The sequence below is a fragment of the Amycolatopsis sp. NPDC005003 genome, assembly GCF_053600695.1.
This window is the reverse complement of the sequence record NZ_JBSGAI010000009.1, coordinates 16,008-28,573: the sequence shown is the minus strand read 5'-3', so window position 1 is coordinate 28,573 and position 12,566 is coordinate 16,008. Positions and strand designations below refer to the sequence as shown.

The 12,566-nt window shown below is 73.6% G+C and carries 14 protein-coding genes; 7 read left to right on the top strand and 7 right to left on the bottom strand.

Translation table 11 applies throughout. The annotated features are described in order from the left end of the window. Positions 1–40: 40 nt before the first annotated feature. The 3 genes from ACWED2_RS13040 to ACWED2_RS13030 are packed head-to-tail and all read left to right on the top strand — an operon-like array spanning position 41 to position 3,976. On the top strand, positions 41–2,626 hold the full coding sequence (locus tag ACWED2_RS13040) for an FtsX-like permease family protein (protein WP_449690654.1): 2,586 nt from the start codon (positions 41–43) through the stop codon (positions 2,624–2,626). Continuing rightward, entirely contained in the window at positions 2,619–3,311 is a 693-nt protein-coding gene (locus ACWED2_RS13035) for an ABC transporter ATP-binding protein (protein WP_449690653.1), read from the top strand. Before ACWED2_RS13040 ends, ACWED2_RS13035 begins: the two co-directional genes overlap by 8 nt. Beyond that, positions 3,308–3,976 carry an ABC transporter ATP-binding protein gene (locus ACWED2_RS13030; protein WP_449690652.1) on the top strand — a complete coding sequence of 223 codons (669 nt, stop codon included), beginning with the start codon at positions 3,308–3,310 and terminating at the stop codon, positions 3,974–3,976. Before ACWED2_RS13035 ends, ACWED2_RS13030 begins: the two co-directional genes overlap by 4 nt. On the opposite strand, the gene ACWED2_RS13025 is transcribed toward ACWED2_RS13030, so the two are convergent. Further along, positions 3,957–5,135: an FAD-dependent monooxygenase gene (locus ACWED2_RS13025; RefSeq protein WP_449690651.1), complete on the bottom strand. Its 1,179-nt coding sequence runs from the start codon at positions 5,133–5,135 to the stop codon at positions 3,957–3,959. The genes ACWED2_RS13030 and ACWED2_RS13025 overlap by 20 nt on opposite strands. Positions 5,136–5,283: 148 nt before the next feature. Here ACWED2_RS13025 and ACWED2_RS13020 point away from each other — a divergent pair, with 148 nt between their 5' ends. Next, positions 5,284–5,631, top strand: coding sequence for a VOC family protein (locus ACWED2_RS13020; protein WP_449690650.1), 348 nt, complete (start codon positions 5,284–5,286; stop codon positions 5,629–5,631). Here ACWED2_RS13020 and ACWED2_RS13015 read toward each other — a convergent pair. Next, positions 5,628–6,473, bottom strand: coding sequence for an oxidoreductase (locus ACWED2_RS13015; RefSeq protein ID WP_449690649.1), 846 nt, complete (start codon positions 6,471–6,473; stop codon positions 5,628–5,630). The genes ACWED2_RS13020 and ACWED2_RS13015 overlap by 4 nt on opposite strands. Positions 6,474–6,572: 99 nt before the next feature. Between ACWED2_RS13015 and ACWED2_RS13010 the strand changes: the two genes are divergently transcribed. After that, positions 6,573–7,475 (top strand): LysR substrate-binding domain-containing protein, encoded by a 903-nt coding sequence (locus tag ACWED2_RS13010; RefSeq protein ID WP_449690648.1) that lies wholly within the window; start codon positions 6,573–6,575, stop codon positions 7,473–7,475. Between the two features lie 79 nt (positions 7,476–7,554). Here ACWED2_RS13010 and ACWED2_RS13005 read toward each other — a convergent pair whose 3' ends face one another. Then, positions 7,555–8,184, bottom strand: coding sequence for an FMN-dependent NADH-azoreductase (locus ACWED2_RS13005; protein WP_449690647.1), 630 nt, complete (start codon positions 8,182–8,184; stop codon positions 7,555–7,557). 62 nt (positions 8,185–8,246) lie between these two features. Between ACWED2_RS13005 and ACWED2_RS13000 the strand changes: the two genes are divergently transcribed. Together ACWED2_RS13000 and ACWED2_RS12995 are read left to right on the top strand one after the other, a co-directional pair. Beyond that, positions 8,247–8,879, top strand: a complete 633-nt coding sequence (locus ACWED2_RS13000; RefSeq protein ID WP_449690646.1) for a TetR/AcrR family transcriptional regulator — start codon at positions 8,247–8,249, stop codon at positions 8,877–8,879. Positions 8,880–8,922: 43 nt separating this feature from the next. After that, positions 8,923–10,002 carry a GDSL-type esterase/lipase family protein gene (locus ACWED2_RS12995; protein WP_449690645.1) on the top strand — a complete coding sequence of 360 codons (1,080 nt, stop codon included), beginning with the start codon at positions 8,923–8,925 and terminating at the stop codon, positions 10,000–10,002. A gap of 136 nt (positions 10,003–10,138) precedes the next feature. Here the strand turns inward: ACWED2_RS12995 and ACWED2_RS12990 are convergent, their stop codons facing one another. Genes ACWED2_RS12990 through ACWED2_RS12975 form a run of 4 tightly spaced genes read right to left on the bottom strand, consistent with a single transcriptional unit; the run spans position 10,139 to position 12,294 of the window. Next, on the bottom strand, positions 10,139–10,438 hold the full coding sequence (locus tag ACWED2_RS12990; protein ID WP_449690644.1) for a hypothetical protein: 300 nt from the start codon (positions 10,436–10,438) through the stop codon (positions 10,139–10,141). Next, positions 10,425–10,649, bottom strand: a complete 225-nt coding sequence (locus ACWED2_RS12985) for a hypothetical protein (RefSeq protein WP_091311498.1) — start codon at positions 10,647–10,649, stop codon at positions 10,425–10,427. The genes ACWED2_RS12990 and ACWED2_RS12985 overlap by 14 nt, the downstream gene beginning before the upstream one ends. Positions 10,650–10,699: 50 nt before the next feature. Continuing rightward, entirely contained in the window at positions 10,700–11,155 is a 456-nt protein-coding gene (locus ACWED2_RS12980; RefSeq protein WP_043786019.1) for an Lrp/AsnC family transcriptional regulator, read from the bottom strand. Beyond that, on the bottom strand, positions 11,152–12,294 hold the full coding sequence (locus ACWED2_RS12975; RefSeq protein ID WP_449690643.1) for a M24 family metallopeptidase: 1,143 nt from the start codon (positions 12,292–12,294) through the stop codon (positions 11,152–11,154). The genes ACWED2_RS12980 and ACWED2_RS12975 overlap by 4 nt, the downstream gene beginning before the upstream one ends. Positions 12,295–12,566 lie beyond the last annotated feature (272 nt).

Below are 12,566 nucleotides of genomic sequence, written 5' to 3'. Positions count from 1 at the left end.
GGCCATGCGGGTGATCTGGGGGAAGAATGGACAACGCAGAGTGACCAAGCCGTGGCGGGCGGCGCCGAAGGCCGCCCTCTCCAGCCCGCTGACGCTGATCGTCGCGGCCGTGACCTCGCTCCTGGCGTGTTTCCTCGGCACCGCCGCGGTGCTGCAGGCGTCCGCGGCCGGCGGCGCGACGGTGCGGTACCAGACGGGCATCACCTGCCCGGACAGCTACGGCCCGATTTTCGGCAAGGGCAACATGCCGGTCAAGGACATCCCCGCGGTGACCGGCGCGATCCAGCGGCACGCCGCCGCGCACGGGTTCGGGGCCCCCGTCGTCGGCCAGTTCACGACCGTGCTGCGGGGCACGGAGTTCAACGGCGACCCGCACTACAAGATCCGCCTCGGCTACCGCGACCAGGTGGGCCTGGACAACCTGACGCCGCAGCAGGGCACGCGGGCGCCGGGGCTGTGGCTGGGCAACGTGGTGGCCGACGCCGAGCACATCGGCGTCGGCACGAAGCCGAGCCTGCAGGGCGTGCCGCTGCCGCCGATCACCGGCATCTACCGCGACCTGCTCGACCCGCCGCCGCGGTGGTGGTGCTCCCAGCAGTCCGGGGCCGTCATCGACCGGCTGGTCAACGACCCGATCGACTCGATCGTCTTCGCCACCGACCGCAAGACCTTCGACGACGCGATCAAGGCGATCGGCCTGCCCACGATCCAGTACTTCCACGTCTCCTTCTACGAGCCGGCGCCGACGACGCTCAGCGCGGCCGAGGACCTGCTGCAGCGCTCGAAGGACCTCGTCGCCGACGTCCGCGCCGACCTGACCGCCCAGGGCCTCGGCTCGCTGATCGCCGCCGACGTCCCGACGTTCCAGCGCTCGGTGCAGATCGCCACCCAGGCGCAGGACAACGTGTTCGTCTCGATCCTGCCGCTGGCGCTGATCAGCGTCCTGGTCGGCTGCGCCGGCCTCGGCACCGTCGCCCTGCAGTGGTACCAGCGGCGGCACGCGCAGCTGCGGTTGCTCTCGGCGCGCGGCAGCGGCCCGGCGGCACTCGGCGGGCTCGCCGTCGCGGAGCTGGGCCTGCCGATCCTGCTCGGCGGGACGGCGGGCGCGGTCGCGGCGCGGCTGCTGCTCGGGGTGTACGGCCCACCCGGTGCGCCGGACCCCGCGGCCGAGCTGCGCGCCATCGGCGTCGCCGCCGGGACCCTGGCGGTGTCGCTGGCGCTGCTGGCGCTGGTCGTCGCGGTGCGGGTGCACCGGGAGTTCGAGCTGGGCCGGGTGCGCCGCGGCCGTGGCAGGCAAGTGCGGCTGCTGGCGTACTTCCCGTGGGAGCTGGCGACGGCGGGCATGGCTTGGCTGGGCTGGACGCGCCTGGCGCACTACGGCACGACGTCGCGGCTGGGCAATCCCCTGCCGCAGGTGGATCCGCTGGCCCTGACCTACCCGGTGTTCGTGGTGCTGACGGTCGGGCTGCTGACCGCGCGGCTGGCGTGGCTGGCGCTGCACGCCTCGCACCGGGCCCGGTTCTGGTCGCGCCCGGCGCTGCAGCTGGCGATCCGGCGGCTGGCCGGCGCCCGCGCCCCGGTGACCGGGGTCCTCGTCATCGGCACCCTCGCCATCGGCACGCTGGCCACCGGCATCGGCATCGCCAACGGCCAGGAAGCGGCCCTCGACACCAAGTCGGCGATCTTCGTCGGCAGCAACGCCCGGCTCGACACCGACAGCCCGATCGGAATGGGCCAAGTCCCGATGCCCGCGGCGCTGGCGGGGACCAGCACGGTGGTCGGCGAGCTGACCGGGACCGGCAGCGTGGTGCTGGTGGTCGACCCGGCGACGTTCGCCCGCGGCGCCGCGGTGGAGCACGTCCCCGGCGACGACCTGGGCGGGCTGCTCGAGCGGATCTCCCGGCCGGACCCGCGCGGCACGCCGGTGATCCGGGTCGGGCACACGGCCAAGCAGAACGCGAAGCTGCCCGACGACCTGCCCGACGCCGTCGTCGCCGGTGACCTGCCGGTGTTCCCGATGATCGGCACCTCCCCCGGGTACGTCGTCTCGCGCACGGTGCTCAGCCACGCGCAGCTGGACGGCATTCCGAAGTGGAGCGTGCTGACGACCGCGCCGATGGCGGAGGCCACCACCGCGCTGCGGGCGGCCGGGGTGTTCATCCCGAACCGGATCAGCCGGGAGTCCGCTTTGGACGGTCTGCCGTTCTTCGTGGTGTCGTGGACGTTCTCGTTCGTGGCGCTGCTGGGCGCGGTGCTCGGGGTGGTGGCGGTGCTGGCGCTGCTGGTGGCGGTCGAGGTCCGGCGGCGGCAGAACGCCCTGGCCGGGGCACTGGTGCTGCGGATGGGCATGCGGCCGCGGACGCTGCTGGCCAGTCACCTCATGGAGCTGGGGGCGCTGAGCGGGCTGGCGATCGTCGTCGGGGTGGTGTGCGGGGTTTCGGTGGCGGGCCTGTCGGTGCCGCGGTTCGATCCGGCGACGTTCCTCGCGCCGCGCTCGGAGCTGCCGGATCCGCTGCCGTTCGTGCTGACCGTCGTCGTGATCGGCGTGGCGGTGGTCGCGCTGGCCGGCTGGATCGCGGTGCGCTCGGTGCGCACCGCCCGGACCGCGGAGCTGATCCGTGCCTGAGAAGCCCATCTTTTCCCTGCGCGGCATCGGCGTCGACTACCCGACGCCCGCCGGGGTCGTCACCGGCGTCGACGACGTCAGCCTCGACGTGCCCGCGCGCGGGATGACCGTGCTCGCGGGGCCGTCCGGGTCGGGGAAGTCGACGCTGCTGCGGGTGCTGGGGCTGTTCGAGCAGCCCGCGCGCGGCACGCTGACGTTCCAGGGCGCCGACGTCCGCACGCTCAAGCACCGCGAGCGGCGGGCGCTGCGGCGCCACCACCTGGGGCTGGTGTTCCAGAACCCGGCCGACAACCTGCTGGCCTACCTGAGCGTGGCCGAGAACCTGCACGCCGCGGCCGAAGCCGCCGGGACCGAGTGCAATGCCGAGGACATCCTCGGGCAGCTGGGCCTGCACGGCACCGGCGGCTGGAAGATCGCCGCGCTCTCGGGCGGGCAGCAGCAGCGGCTGGCCTTCGGGTGCGTGCTGGCCGCCCGCTCGACGGTGATCCTGGCCGACGAGCCGACGTCACAGCTGGACGAGGCGTCGGCCGACCTGGTGCTGGACACCCTGCAGTACCTGGTGGACCAGGACTTCGCGGTCCTGGTCGCCTCGCACGACGAACGCCTGATCGACCTCGGCGCGCGGGTGGCCCGGCTGCACAAGGGCACGCTCGAGGGCGTCGAAGAACGGGAGCCACCGGCATGACACTCGTGGAAGCGGTCGGGCTGCGCCGCAGTTTCGCCCACCCGAGCGGCGACATCGAGGTGCTGCGCGGGCTGGAACTGCGCGTCGGTGCCGGCGAGCTGGTGACGGTGTCGGGCCGGTCGGGATCGGGCAAGAGCGCGCTGCTGGCGCTGCTGTGCGGGTTCGACTCCCCCGACTCCGGCTGCGTGCTGCTCGACGGCGTCCCGATCAACGGCGCGCCGCCGTGGCACACGTGCGCGGTGCTGCCGCAGGCGCTGGGGCTGGCCAACGAGCTGACGATCGCCGAGAACGTCGCCCTGCCGCTGCGGCTGCGCTCGGACATCCCGCGCCCGGCTCCGAAGGCGATCGCCGAGCGGGTCGCCGGCCTGCTGGACGAGCTGGGCATCGGCGAGCTCGGCGACCGCTACCCCCTGGAGGTGTCGTTCGGGCAGCAGCAGCGGGTGGCGCTGGCCCGCGCGGTCGCCGGCCGGCCGCGGGTGCTGCTGACCGACGAGCCGACCGCGCACCTGGACGCCGGTTCGACGCCCCGGGTGCTGCGGCTCCTTCGCCAGTGCGCGGCGGAGGGCGCGGCGGTGATCGTGGCCACCCACGACGAGGAGGTCCACCGCATCGCCGACCGCCGCGTCCGTCTGCTCGACGGGGTGCTCACCGCGCTGCTGGACTGAGCGGCACCTCGGCGTAATCCGGCAGCTCGACACCGTTGATCGCGCGTTCGATCAGCGGCATGAGCGCCTCCATGTCGGGCTCGGCGTCCGCGTCGGCCTCGCGGCTCTGCACGTGCAGCCGGCCGATCTCCTGGTTGGCCTCGACGTACGGCCGCATCAGCGTCTCGTAGGCCGCGAACCCGGCCTCCGGGTCCCACCCGGCGGCGGCCAGCTCGCCCGCCAGCAGGTAGGCGCCGACCAGGGCCAGCCCGGTGCCGCCACCGGACATCGGCGACGAACAGAACGCCGCGTCGCCGATCAGCCCCACGCGCCCGGACGACCAGCGGTCCATCACCACCTGGGCGACCTGGTCGAGGTAGAAGTCCGGCGTGTCGTCCAGGTGGGCGAGGATGTCCGCGGTCCGCCAGCCCAGGCCGGCCATCCGCTCGCGCAGCAGGTTCTTCTGCGCCTCGATGTCGCGGTGGTCGACGTCGAAGCCGTCCGACGGGAAGGAGAGCATCGCCATCGCGCGGGTGGGGTCCTTGAGCGGCCGCAGGCCGGCGGAGCGGCCCTCGTGCTGGTAGTCGATCATCCAGCGGTCGATGCCGAACTCGTTGGGCACGCTGTAGAAGGCCAGCACCAGCCCGAGGTGGCGCACGAACCGCTCGCGCGGCCCGAAGACCGTCGCGCGCAGCGCCGAGTGCAGCCCGTCGGCCCCGATCACCAGGTCGAAGCGCCGCCGGCCGCCGCTCGCGAAGGTGACGTCCACCCCGTCCGCGTCCTGGGTGAGCTCGGCGATCCGGTCGCCGAAGACGTACTCGACGTCTTCGCGGGTGTCGTCGTAGATCACCTGCGACAGGTCTCCGCGCAGGATCTCGATGTCCGCGATGAACCCGTCGCCACCGTCGTCCTCCGCGCTGAAGGTCTGCAGCACGGTCCCGTCGGCGTCGACGGTGTGGGCGCCGGCGGTCTCGGTGCGGGCGGCGCGCACCGGCGTCTCCAGCCCCATCAGCCGGATGACCTCCTTGGCCACTCCGCGCGCGTCCACCGCCTGGCCGCCGGGCCGCAGCCCGGGGGCGCGTTCCACGACGGTCACTTCGGCGCCCCGCCGCCGCAGCCAGTGGGCCAGCGCGGGCCCCGCGATGCTCGCCCCGGCCACCAGCACCCTGTTCCCGCTCATCGCGGTCCCCCCAACGTCCGTTCCGATGCCGGTCCGGAGTGTAGCGGCGGTGGCCGCGCCAACCGATCAGGAATCGAGAAGCGCTGGTCAGCGTCCCGGCCATAGCGTTCACGACGTACCGCAGACCACGACTTCAGGAGCACCGAAGATGAGCACCCAGGGGATCAAGACCGTCCTGCACCCCGTCACCGACCTGGCCGCCGCCAAGGCCGTCTACACCGCCCTGCTGGGCATCGAGCCGCAGGCCGACGCCCCCTACTACGTCGGCTACGACGTCGAGGGCCAGCACATCGGGCTGGTGCCGAACGGCGCGCGGCAGGGTATGACCGGCCCGGTGACCTACTGGCACGTCGGCGACATCGAGGCGAAGCTCGCCGAAGTCACCAAGGCGGGCGGGACGGTCAAGGACGAGCCGAAGGACGTCGGCAACGGGCGCCTGGTGGCGACCTTCACCGACGCCGACGGCAACGTCCTCGGCCTGCTGCAGGACGCCTAAGCCGGATCGAGCGCGGTGGCCCGGCTGACCTCTTCCCAGGCGGCGAGGTCGGCCGCGACGGCCTCGTGGTGGGCGCGGATCGCCTCGACGGCGTCCGCGCCCAGCGCGAGCCGCAGCGGGGCGTCGGCGCTGCCGACCGCGCGGACGATCGCCGCGGCGGCCTTGGCCGGGTCGCCGGGCTGGGTGCCGTCCATGTTCTCGACCGCCGCGCGCGTCCCGCCGGTCGACACCGCGTAGGCGTCGATCGTGCGGGAGCGGTGCATGCGGCCGCCGCCGAACTCGGTGCGGAACGCGCCCGGCTCGACGATCAGCACCTTGACCCCGAACGGGGCCACCTCCGCGGCCAGCGCCTCCGAAATGCCTTCCAGCGCGAACTTCGCCGCGCAGTAGGCGCCGTAACCGGGCGGGGACAGCTGCCCGCCCATCGAACTGATCTGCACGACCGTGCCGCTGCCCTGCGCGCGCAGGTGCGGCAGCACCGCCTTGGTGACCGCGACCGCGCCGAAGAACATCACCTCCATCAGCGCGCGCAGCTCGTCCAGGGTGAGCTCTTCCACCGCGCCGACCGAGCCGTTGCCGGCGTTGTTGACCACGACGTCGATCCGGCCGAACGCCTCGAGCGCGGCCTTCACCGCCGCGTCGACTTGCCCGGCGTCGGTGACGTCCAGTGCCGCGGTCCGGAGCCGGTCGCCGCCGCGTTCCTGCAGTCCGGTCAGGGTTTCCGGCCGGCGGGCGGTGGCCAGCACGCGGTCGCCCGCGGCCAGTGCGGCCAGCGCGATCTCCCGGCCGAAGCCGGCGGAGCAGCCGGTGATCAGCCAGACGCGGCCGTCGGGGTTCGTCATTTTCGGTGTCCTCCCAGTGCTCTTCTCCGTTCCCATCCTGGGGACGAGCCCGGCCCGGCCGCCAACACCGATGTCCTGCCGCGGCTACAGTCGGAGCCTGTGACCCCCGAGTTGCGGCAGCTCCGCTACTTCGTCGCCGTCGCCGAGGCAGCCGGCTTCACCCGCGCCGCGGCCGGGCTGCACCTCGCGCAGCAGTCGCTGTCCCAGCAGATCAGCGTGCTGGAGCGGGCTCTCGGCGTGCGGCTGTTCGACCGCGACGCCCGCGGGACGCGGCTCACCGCCGTCGGCCGGCTCTTCCTGCCCGAGGCGCGCGCGGTGCTGGCCCGCGCCGAGGAAGCCGTCGCGACGCTGGGGCGGGCGGCCCGCGGCGAGATCGGCGACGTCCGGCTCGTCTTCCTCGCCACGACGGCGAACTACCTGCTGCCGCCGGTGGTGCGCGCGGTGCGGGAACGGCTGCCGGGGCTGACGGTGACGACGGCCGAGGCGTCGATCGCCGAGCTGGTCGAGGGCCTGCGCGAGGGCCGGTTCGACCTGGCGTTCACCCGGCCGCCGCTGGTCGGCGACCTCGCGTCCCGGACGCTGCTGACCGAAGAGGTGTGCGCGGTGCTGCCGGCGGAGCACCCGCTGGCCGGGCGGGCGTCGCTGAAGCTGGCCGACCTGGCGGCCGAACCGTGGGTGCTGACCCCGCGCGCCGCCTGGGAACCGTGGCACCGCAGCTACGACGAAGACTTCGCCGCGGCCGGCTTCACTCCGCGGGTGGTGCAGCGGGCCGGGACCGTGCAGGGCCTGCTGGGACTGGTCGCGGCCGGCGTCGGGGTGACCCGGCTGACCCGGACGTCGCACAGCCTGCGCCGCAGCGGTGTGGCGTTCGTACCGCTGGACGGCGATGTCGCCCGCACGGAGCTGGTGTGGCTGCCGGGCGGCGACAACCCCGCGGTGCGGGCGGTCGCCGAGGTCGCGGCCGACCTGGCGGCGGCCACGGACCTGACCCAGGCGGGCTGAGCGGGCGACGCGGCCGCCCGGTGGCGGCCGAGGCGCCTCGGCCGTGAAATCGTCGCCGGTGTCGGTCCTCCGCCCGGGTTCAGAACGTCTTGGCGGTGTCGCGGGCGGCCTCGTGGGCGATCCGGCCGGCCTCTTCGGCATCCCCGGTGAGGGTCGGGTGGAAGCGGATCTCGGTGACGTCGTCGATGCCGGTCCAGTTGAGCCAGCCGGTGAAGAACGGCGCCTGGAAGTCCGCACCGAACTCGGGGCCGAGTCCCGGCGCCCACACCGCGCTGGTGTAGATCACCGCGGCCCGCTTCCCGCGGCCTTCGAGCAGGTGCCGGTAGCCGGTGGCCGGGTCGACGCCGAAGATCCAGCCGGGCTGGGACACGACGTCGACGAACTGCTTGAGGGCGTACGGCACGCCGGAGTTCCACATCGGCACGCTGAACAGGATCCGGTCGGCGGCGTCGAACCGGTCGAACGCCGCCCGCGCCGCGGCCCAGGCCGCGGCTTCCTCGCCCTGCGGGGTGCCGCCGCCGAAGACGGTCATCTTGGCGCCGGCCGCGGCCGGGCCGAAGGCGGGCAGCGAGCCGTCCCAGAGGTCCCACTCGTCGATGTCGGCGCCCGGGTGGAGGCTGCGGTAGGTGTCCAGGAAAGTAGCTGCCAGACGCAGCGACTGGGACGCTTCGCCTCGTGGGGACGCGGAAATGTGCAGCAGATCGGGCATGGCGATGCTCCTCGATCGAAGGCCGGCTTTCGCCGGACGAAGAATCGGACTAGAGTCCGCTTATGTCCTCGAACCGTAGCGGACCGCAGTCCGCTTCGTCAACGCCCGCCGAGCTGCCGGTCCTCGGCGCGCCCGTCCGCGAGCGGGCCGACGCCGCCCGCAACCGGATCCGCGTGCTCGAAGCCGCCGAGAAGCTCTTCGCCGAACGTGGCGTCGAGGCGGTCACCATGGACGACGTCGCGGGCGCCGCCGGCGTCGGCAAGGGCACGCTCTACCGCCGGTTCGGCGACAAGGGCGGCCTCGCCATGGCCCTGCTCGACCAGCGGGAACACGAACTCCAGGAGCGGATCCTCACCGGCCCGCCACCCCTGGGCCCCGGCGCGGAGCCCGCGGACCGCCTCGGCGCGTTCGTCCAGGCCTACCTCGAACTCCTCGACCGGCAGCTGGACCTCGTCCTGCTTTCCGAGACCGCCACACCCGGCGCCCGGTTCCGCACCGGCGCGCACGCGCTGTGGCGGCAGCACTGCCGGCACCTGCTCGAGGCCGGCGGCGCGGCCGACGCCGAGCTCGCCGCGGACGTCCTCCTCGCGGCCCTTTCCGCCGAGCAGGTCCGGCACTGGCGGCGGGACCGGCGGATCAGCCCGGCGACGCTGGCCCAGTCGCTCGTCCGGCTGGCGCGGAGCTGGCTGCGGTGACGCACCGTGTCCGCCGATCGGCCGGTCCGTAGAATCGACGGCGATGCGACGTCTTCGGTGGTACTGGGGAGCCCTCGTCCTCGCGTGTGTGGCCCTGCTGGCCGGGTTCTTCGTCTTCTTCGGCTCCGAAAGCAAGCCCGGGCAGCCGCAGCCGCGGCAGGGCCCGCCGGGCACCGGCCCGCTCACCGTCGTCGCGATGGGCGACAGCACCGTCTCCGGCGAAGGCGCCGGCCAGTACACGGCCACCACCAACGGCCAGGGCGGCAACTGGTGCCACCGCTCCCCCAACGCCTTCGTCGAGAAGATCGCCACCCCGGGCATCACCGCGCACGTCAACCTCGGCTGTTCCGGCGCGCCCGCCGAGCAGGTCGCGCTCGGCGACGTGAAGCAGTGGACCGAGGGCTCGCAGGCGCAGCAGCTGGCCGCGCTGGTGAAGGATCACCGGGTGGCGGCGGTGGTGATCGCGGTCGGCGCGAACGACGAGCCGAAGTTCTCCAACCAGGTCAACGACTGCTTCAAGGCGTGGTTCGACCCCGGCGGCCCGCCGTGCAGCACCGCGCTGAAGCAGACCTGGCAGTCCAAAGTGGACGCGATGGTGCCGAAGGTCGCCAAGGCGGTCTCGGACGTGAAGGCCGTGCTGGCTTCCGCCGGCTACGTCCCCGCGGACTACCAGCTGATCCTGCAGTCCTACGCGGCGCCGATCGGCCCGGACCTGCCGGAGAACCTGCGCAGCCTCGACGGCTGCCCGTTCCGCACCGAAGACCTGCGCTGGATCGCCCAGACCGGCATCGGCGTGCTGTCGTCGGGCCTGAAGGCGGCCGCCGCACAGACCGGGGCGCGCTTCCTCGACCTGGCCAAGGCGGGCGTCAAGCACGAGGCCTGCAGCGGCGGCGCCAACCCGGCGACGGAGTGGTTCACCCGGCTGACGCTCCAGCTGGCCGACCTCGGCCAGGCCGACCGCGCCGGGCACGCCCTCCAGGAATCGTTCCACCCCAACGCCGCGGGCCACGCGGCGATCGCCAACTGCCTGACGGAGTTCATCGCGGCCAAGGACGGCAACGCCTCCTGCCTGGCCGGCGCGGACGGCAAGCTCCACGCGGTCCCGGAGGTCGTGGCCCGCTGACCCGGAAAGCCGGTTCGCGTACCCCGGGGGTCGGCCTGCGTACCTGGACGGTCGGACCGTGAGCCGACCCTCCAGGTACGCGAACCGACCCTCCAGGTACGTCAGCCGACCGGCCGGGTACGTCCGGCCGCGGAGCTCAGAGGTCGAGCGCGGCCCGCAACGCGATGTCGATGCGCTCCTGGACGTCCTGGTCGATTTCGGCGAGGCGCTCGTCGAACCACGGGCGGTAGAGCCGGGTGAGGTTGAGTGTCGACACCCAGTAGCGGGCGTCGATCGCCACGCCGAGGATGTCCATCGGGTCGCGGTCGAGCAGTTCGGTGCCGAGCAGCCAGGGGCGCTCGGACTCGTTCACCCCGTCCGAGGACAGCAGCACCACCGTGCGCTGCCGGGCCGGATCGGTCGGGGGGTGGTACGTCCAGACTTCACCCCTGCGCACGCAGATCCTTTTCCGCCGCGCTGCGCTCGGCCTCGTCCGATTCCGCGGCGGCCGGTTCCGGCTTCTGCGGGGTGTATCCCGTGCGCACCGCCTCGCGCCTGGCCGCCTTCGACAGCCAGGACGAGACCGAGATTCCGTGGGCTTTCGCGGCTCGTTCGGCGAATTCCAGCGCGCCGCTGTCCAGCGAAAGAGTGACCTTACGTGTTGCCATACCTTTTACCGTACCAGCGCCCATGTCCTGACACCAGCGTGGCGCCGGGGTCAGAACGTGGGCGAACGCCCCTCGAACGGCGTGGAGAGCACCACCGTCGTGCGGGTCGACACCTTCGCCGCCTCCCGGATCCGCCGCAGCAGGTCTTCCAGCGCCAGCGGCGACTGGACGCGCACCAGCAGGATGTAGGACTCGTCGCCGGCCACCGAGTAGCACGACTCGATCTCCTTGATGTGCTGGATCCGCTGCGGGTAGTCGTCGGGGGCCGCCGGGTCGTTCGGCGTCAGCGAGATCAGTGCCGTCAGCGGCAGGCCGATCTGCTCGCCGTCGAGCCGGGCGGTGTAGCCGAGGATGACCCCGCGCTGCTCGAGGCGGCGCACCCGCTGGTGCACCGCCGACACCGACAGCCCGACGCGTTCGGCGAGGTCGGTGAAGCTGCGCCGGCCGTCCGCCGCGAGCTCCTGGACGATCGACTGGTCCAGCGGCTCCAGGCCGCCGGTGGTCATGCGTCCAGCACGACGAGCTCGTGCGGCTGGTTGTTGACCGGCTCGACGCCGTCGGCGGTGACGATCACGATGTCTTCGATCCGGGCGCCCCACCGGCCCGGCTGGTAGATGCCGGGCTCGACGCTGAAGGCCATGCCCGGCTCCAGCGGCAGCGCGTTGCCGGCGATGATGTACGGCTCCTCGTGCACGTCCAGGCCGATGCCGTGCCCGGTGCGGTGGATGAAGTACTCGCCGAAGCCCGCCTCGGCGATGACGGTCCGCGCGGCGGCGTCGACGGCCTCGGCGGTGACACCCGGCTTGACCGCGGCCACCGCGGCGGCCTGGGCCCGCTGCAGCACCGCGTAGGTCTCGGCCACGTCGGCGTCCCGCGGCTCGCCGACGGCGTAGGTGCGGGTGGAGTCGGAGTTGTAGCCGGCCGGCAGCGGGCCGCCGATGTCGACGACCACGACATCGCCCTTCTCGATGACGCGCTCGGAGACGTCGTGGTGCGGGCTGGCCCCGTTCGGGCCGGAGCCGACGATCACGAAGTCCGCCTGGACGTGCCCCTCCTCGACGATGGCCGCGGCGATGTCGGCGCCGACCTCGGCCTCGGTGCGGCCCGGCCGCAGCCACTCGTGGACGCGGGCGTGCACCCGGTCGATCGCCGCGCCGGCCTCGCGCAGCGACGCGATCTCGGCGGCGTCCTTGCGCATCCGCAGCTCCCGCACGACCGGCCCGGCGAGGGTCTGCTCGGCGTCCCCGAGCGCGGCCCGCAGCGCGAGGACGTGCAGCGCGGGGGTGAAGTCGCTGACGGCGACCCGGCCGGGCTTGCCGAGCCGGTCCGAGACGAGCTTGTACGGGTCGTCGCCGTCGACCCAGGTCAGCAGCTCGACGCCGAGTTCGTCGGTGGGGACATCGGCGTACCCGGGCGCCTCGAGCTTCGGCACGACGAGCGCGGGGGTGCCGTCGGCGGGGACGACGAGGGTGGTGAGCCGCTCGAACGAGCCGCCGGCCTGCCCGAGCAGGTACCGCAGGTCGGAGCCGGGCGCGATCAGCAGGGCATCGGTGCCCGCGGCGGCCGCGGCAGCGCGGGCACGGTCCAGCCGCGCCCGGAGGGCGGCGGCATCGGGAGCGGGCGTGTGAAGGGATCGGCGCGACATGAGGCCGAGCCTAGTGGGGCGGCGGGCGAGGGGACCGCGCCCGGGGCCGCGACATGCCGGGCCGGGTGACCCAGCTCCCCCGACCCGGAGCCGCCCTGGCCCGCGGGCGGCCCGGATCAGTTCCAGCGGGCGCCGGGGAGCCGCCCTGGCCCGGGCGCCCCGGCCCAGGTCCGGTTCAGCCCCAGCAGCCGGGAGCCGCCCTCGCCCGCGAGGGCGGCTTGGACCAGCGGGGCGCCGGGAAGCCGCCTTGGCCCGCCCACCCTGGACCAGTT

Bases quoted from the DNA above. Each gene is read 5' to 3' on its own strand.
- ACWED2_RS12980 (WP_043786019.1), bottom strand. From the start codon at position 11,155: ATGACCACCGGCGGCCTGGAGCCGCTGGACCAGTCGATCGTCCAGGAG.
- ACWED2_RS13020 (WP_449690650.1), top strand. From the start codon at position 5,284: ATGAGCACCCAGGGGATCAAGACCGTCCTGCACCCCGTCACCGACCTG.
- ACWED2_RS13015 (WP_449690649.1), bottom strand. From the start codon at position 6,473: ATGACGAACCCCGACGGCCGCGTCTGGCTGATCACCGGCTGCTCCGCC.
- ACWED2_RS12995 (WP_449690645.1), top strand. From the start codon at position 8,923: ATGCGACGTCTTCGGTGGTACTGGGGAGCCCTCGTCCTCGCGTGTGTG.
- ACWED2_RS13005 (WP_449690647.1), bottom strand. From the start codon at position 8,184: ATGCCCGATCTGCTGCACATTTCCGCGTCCCCACGAGGCGAAGCGTCC.
- ACWED2_RS12975 (WP_449690643.1), bottom strand. From the start codon at position 12,294: ATGTCGCGCCGATCCCTTCACACGCCCGCTCCCGATGCCGCCGCCCTC.
- ACWED2_RS13025 (WP_449690651.1), bottom strand. From the start codon at position 5,135: ATGAGCGGGAACAGGGTGCTGGTGGCCGGGGCGAGCATCGCGGGGCCC.
- ACWED2_RS13000 (WP_449690646.1), top strand. From the start codon at position 8,247: ATGTCCTCGAACCGTAGCGGACCGCAGTCCGCTTCGTCAACGCCCGCC.
- ACWED2_RS12985 (WP_091311498.1), bottom strand. From the start codon at position 10,649: ATGGCAACACGTAAGGTCACTCTTTCGCTGGACAGCGGCGCGCTGGAA.
- ACWED2_RS13030 (WP_449690652.1), top strand. From the start codon at position 3,308: ATGACACTCGTGGAAGCGGTCGGGCTGCGCCGCAGTTTCGCCCACCCG.